This is a genomic window from Calidithermus terrae, assembly GCF_003574345.1.
Lineage (GTDB): Bacteria > Deinococcota > Deinococci > Deinococcales > Thermaceae > Calidithermus > Calidithermus chliarophilus.
The window spans coordinates 1-3,779 of the sequence record NZ_QXDL01000298.1; the positions used below are offsets into that span (position 1 = coordinate 1).

The following is a 3,779-nucleotide window of genomic DNA, read 5'->3' on the forward strand; positions in this document are numbered from 1 at the left end:
CGGCACGCCGTCGCCCAGCAGCAGCGGGTTGACGAACAGCAGGTACTCGTCGACCAGGCCCAGGCCCTGGAGGCTGTGGGTCAGCCGGGGGCTGCCGAAGATCATCAGGTCGCCGCCGGGCTCGAGCACGGCCGTCTCCCCGACGTCGAGGAAGGGGCTCTCGTGGATGCGCTGCCCCAGGCCGTGGCCCACGTGGTGCCGCCAGTGCCCGGCGAGGCCCTCCCGCTCGCAGTACGCCCGCACCGCGCGGTCGGCGTCGGCGCAGGCCCGCCCCGGGCGCAGGTGCTCCAGCGCCAGGTCCTGCAGCGCCAGCATGTGCCGGAAGTAGCGGCGCTGCTCGGGGGTGGGCTCGCCGACGAACAGGGTGCGCTCGAGCTCGCTGAGGTAGCCCCACACCCCGGCGCTGGCCCCGGTGACCAGGTTGTCGCCGGGCCGGAAGGCCGCGTTGATGCCGATGGCGTGCGGCAGGGCGCTGTTGGGCCCGACCTGGCCGCGGTACAGCGCCACGGCCCCGCTGACCCAGCGGTTGTGGCTGCGGAAGCCCGGCCCCAGCGCCGCCTGCATGGCCTGGGTGGCCTCGCGGGTGGCGCGCGCCTCGACCTCGCCCTCGGTGAGCCCGGGGCGGGTGTACTGCTGCAGCAGCCGGTGGGCGTGCTCCGCCCAGCGGGCGCTCTCGCGGATGAGGGAGAGCTCGTGCTCGGACTTCAGGGCCATCTGGCGGTCGAGCGCGGCGGAGACCCGCCGCACCGGCAGCAATTCGCTGAGCGCGGGGCCGGAGTAGCCCATGACCGGGGGGTAGCCGTCGTGGTCCACGCCCACGGTGCCGGGGGCTAAGCCCAGGCGCCGGAGGTGCTCGAGCAGGAGGTGGAGGGGGTGGCGCTCGCCCGGGTACTCGGGGTACGAGCACACCTCATCGGCCTGCGCGGTCTCGCGGGCGTGCTCGTGCTCGAGGCGGGGCACGAAGAGCACCCGCTCGCCCTCGCGCGTGACGACCAGGGCGACGGGCCGCTCGGTGGGGATGAAGGCGAAGCCGGCGTAGTACTGGATGAACTGGTCGTCGAAGAGCACTAAGCCCCTGAGGCCGGGGCCGGCGAAGTCGAAGGCCCGCCGCGCCCGCTGGGCGCGCTCGCCGGGGGGGACGGGGCCGATCACCGGCGCTCCGGGACGAGGTGGCGCCTCAGGAAGTCCCGCACGACCTGGAGGTAGCGCCCCTGCTCCTCGACGTGGGGCGAGTGGCCGCTGTTCTCGAAGACCACGAGCTCGCCCCTGGGCAGGCCCCGCGCGAGCTCCTCGCTGGCCTCGAGCGGGGTGATCCAGTCGTGACGCCCGACCGTCACCAGCACCGGGACCTTTATCTCGGGCAGCCTCGAGGCGATGTCGTAGCCGGGCTGGTTGCGGCTGAAGGCCCAGTTGTGGGTCTGGTAGCGGAAGGGGATGGCCGCCAGCCGCCGGGCCTCCTCCTCGGGGTCGCGCCGGACGGTGTAGAGCGGCTGGATCATGGCGAAGCTCTCGCGGAAGTCCTCGTCGGAGGTCATCCGCCCGTCGAAGAGCCGGTCGAGGCGTTCCTCGTCCATCGGGAAGCCGCTCGCCAGCGCCCGCTGCTTGGAGGTGTACTGGTACTTGTTGCTCGCGGCGGTGTCGCGCAGGATCAGCGCGTGCAGCTTGTCCTGGTGGCGCAGGGCGTACTCCAGGGCGATGAAGCCGCCGTAGGAGCCGCCCAGCAGCACGATCTTGCCCAGCCCCAGGGCCTGGCGCAGGCCCTCGAGGTCGGCGACGAACTGCTCGTGCGAGTAGGGCTCACGGCCCTCCGACTCGCCGTTGCCGCGCTGGTCATAGCTGACGAGGCGGTAGGCGTCGGTGAGGGGCTGGAAGGCGGCCCAGTCCCCTTTGCGGCTGCCCATCCCCGGCCCCCCGTGCAGGGTCACGAAGGCGGTCTTGTCGCCGCCCGAGTCGTCGTAGACCAGCCTTACCCCGTTGACTTCGATGTGCATCTTGGCTCCTTCGAACTCGCAGGGCTCCCCGCGGGGCCGCCGGCTGCCGGGTGTTCCCCTGGAAGGCCCTGCGCTTGGGTCTGCTCGTGGGCTCGTCAAGAGGTCGAGGGGGCGCGGTGCCACGAGGCGCTAAAGCCGAACGCTCGCCTACTCGCTACTTGTACCAGGCCTCCTTCAGCACCCGCATGACGTTGCCTCCCACCGCCTTGGCGATGTCCTCGTCGCTGTAGCCGTGCTTGACCAGCCAGCGCACGATGTTGGGGAAGGCCTCGGCCGGGTTCTCCAGCCCGTCGACCCACTCCACCCGGGGGTACTCGAGCTTCCCCCGGCTCGCCGCGATGGACAGCGCCTCCGAGAGGGTGTGGTGCAGGCCCACGTGGTCGCCGAAGAGCACGTCGGGGCCGAAGGCGACGTGGTCGATGCCCACGAGCTCGACGCAGTACTCGAAGTGCTCCATGAAGCTGTCGATGGTGTGGCGGGGGTTCTTCTGGGTGATGGTGGTGTGGGGGGCGGCCTCGATGCCGATGACCCCGCCCTTGGCGGCGCAGGCTTTGATCACCTCGTCGGGCTTGAGGCGGTTGGAGTTCCACAGCGCCCGGGCCCCGGCGTGGGTGATGAAGACCGGCTTCTCGCTGACTTCGATGGTGTCCATGGAGGTGCGGTCGCCGGAGTGGGAGATGTCGATGGCGATGCCCAGCTTGTTCATGCGCCGCACCGCCTGGCGGCCGAAGACCGTCAGCCCGCCGTCGTTGGGCTCGCGCAGCCCGCCGCCGAGCTGGTTGCCCTCGCTGTAGGCGATGCCCAGGCAGCGCACCCCCAGCCCGTAGAGGATGTCCAGCCGGTCGAGCTCGTTCTCGATCATGGCCGCGCCCTCGAGCGAGACCACGAAGGCGACCCGGCCGTTGTGCTTGGCCCGCACGATGTCCTCAGTGGTCGTCGCCAGCACCACCATGTCCTGGTGCGCGATGTCGGACAGGCGCATGCCCAGGTCGTAGATGATGTCGTCCCACTTCCAGCCCCCGCGCGAGGTGATCATGGCGGTGCCGTTCATGAGGTTGTCGAAGACGCAGTCGAGGCCGCTGACGCTCAGGCCCTCGTAGCCGGTCCAGTCGCGGCCCTGGCGGCGGAACTCGAAGAACTCGGCGAGGTTCTCGGGGGCCACGAAGCAGTGGTCGTGCAGCGAGATGATGAGGTTTTGCTCGAAGATGCGCCTCACCCGCTCCTCCTGCTCGGGCGTCACCTCCACCCCCCGGCTCGGCACCCGGCCCAGCTCCTTGGCTAGCTTGAAGGGCTTGTAGTCGAGGCCGGGCTCGAGGTATTCGAAGGACTTGTATCCGCTATAGCGCTTGTTCTGCATGAGTGGCTCCTGTGGTTGCGGTGAGGGGCACGATCTTCGGCAAGGGCAGGCCGTTGGCCGCGGCGAAGGCCGTCGCCTGCAGGCCGGCCCCGGCGACCAGGCCGCCGGCGCTGAGGTAGACGCTGGCGACGAGGTGGTAGGGGTGGGTGAGGAACTCGTCGTAGGGCCCGCTGAAGGCGGGCCAATGTTCGGGCGGGAGGGCTTCGGCCCGGCGGGCCATCCCCAGCGCCCGGGCGAGGAGCTGCCGGGCCCCGGCGAGGCCGAAGTCCTGGCCGGGCCGCGGCTCGCTGTCGAGCAGGAAGGCCGCCAGCCAGCTCGGGGCCAGCAACGCGCCCGTCGGGCTCATCCCCGCCGTGATGGGGGCAGGCTGGACCTTGCCGCAGGCCGTGGTGGCCTCGCTGGTGCATAGCCGCCCCTACAAGCTGCCCTTC

4 protein-coding genes are annotated in these 3,779 nt (G+C 71.1%); all 4 read right to left on the bottom strand.

What is annotated here, in order from left to right; genetic code table 11:
• Positions 1–1,152 (bottom strand): M24 family metallopeptidase (locus Mterra_RS19620; RefSeq protein ID WP_119316657.1); only part of this gene is annotated, 1,152 nt, incomplete at its 3' end.
• Entirely contained in the window at positions 1,149–1,991 is an 843-nt protein-coding gene (locus Mterra_RS19625) for an alpha/beta fold hydrolase (protein WP_119316658.1), read from the bottom strand. The genes Mterra_RS19625 and Mterra_RS19620, both read right to left, overlap by 4 nt.
• 154 nt (positions 1,992–2,145) lie before the next feature.
• Complete coding sequence (locus Mterra_RS19630) at positions 2,146–3,348, bottom strand: dipeptidase (protein WP_119316659.1); 1,203 nt, start codon at positions 3,346–3,348, stop codon at positions 2,146–2,148.
• Positions 3,329–3,694 (bottom strand): hypothetical protein, encoded by a 366-nt coding sequence (locus Mterra_RS19635; RefSeq protein ID WP_119316660.1) that lies wholly within the window; start codon positions 3,692–3,694, stop codon positions 3,329–3,331. Before Mterra_RS19635 ends, Mterra_RS19630 begins: the two co-directional genes overlap by 20 nt.
• Between the last annotated feature and the right edge of the window lie 85 nt (positions 3,695–3,779).

Coding starts and splice junctions, on each gene's coding strand:
- Mterra_RS19625 (WP_119316658.1), bottom strand. CDS start 1,991: ATGCACATCGAAGTCAACGGGGTAAGGCTGGTCTACGACGACTCGGGC.
- Mterra_RS19635 (WP_119316660.1), bottom strand. CDS start 3,694: ATGAGCCCGACGGGCGCGTTGCTGGCCCCGAGCTGGCTGGCGGCCTTC.
- Mterra_RS19630 (WP_119316659.1), bottom strand. CDS start 3,348: ATGCAGAACAAGCGCTATAGCGGATACAAGTCCTTCGAATACCTCGAG.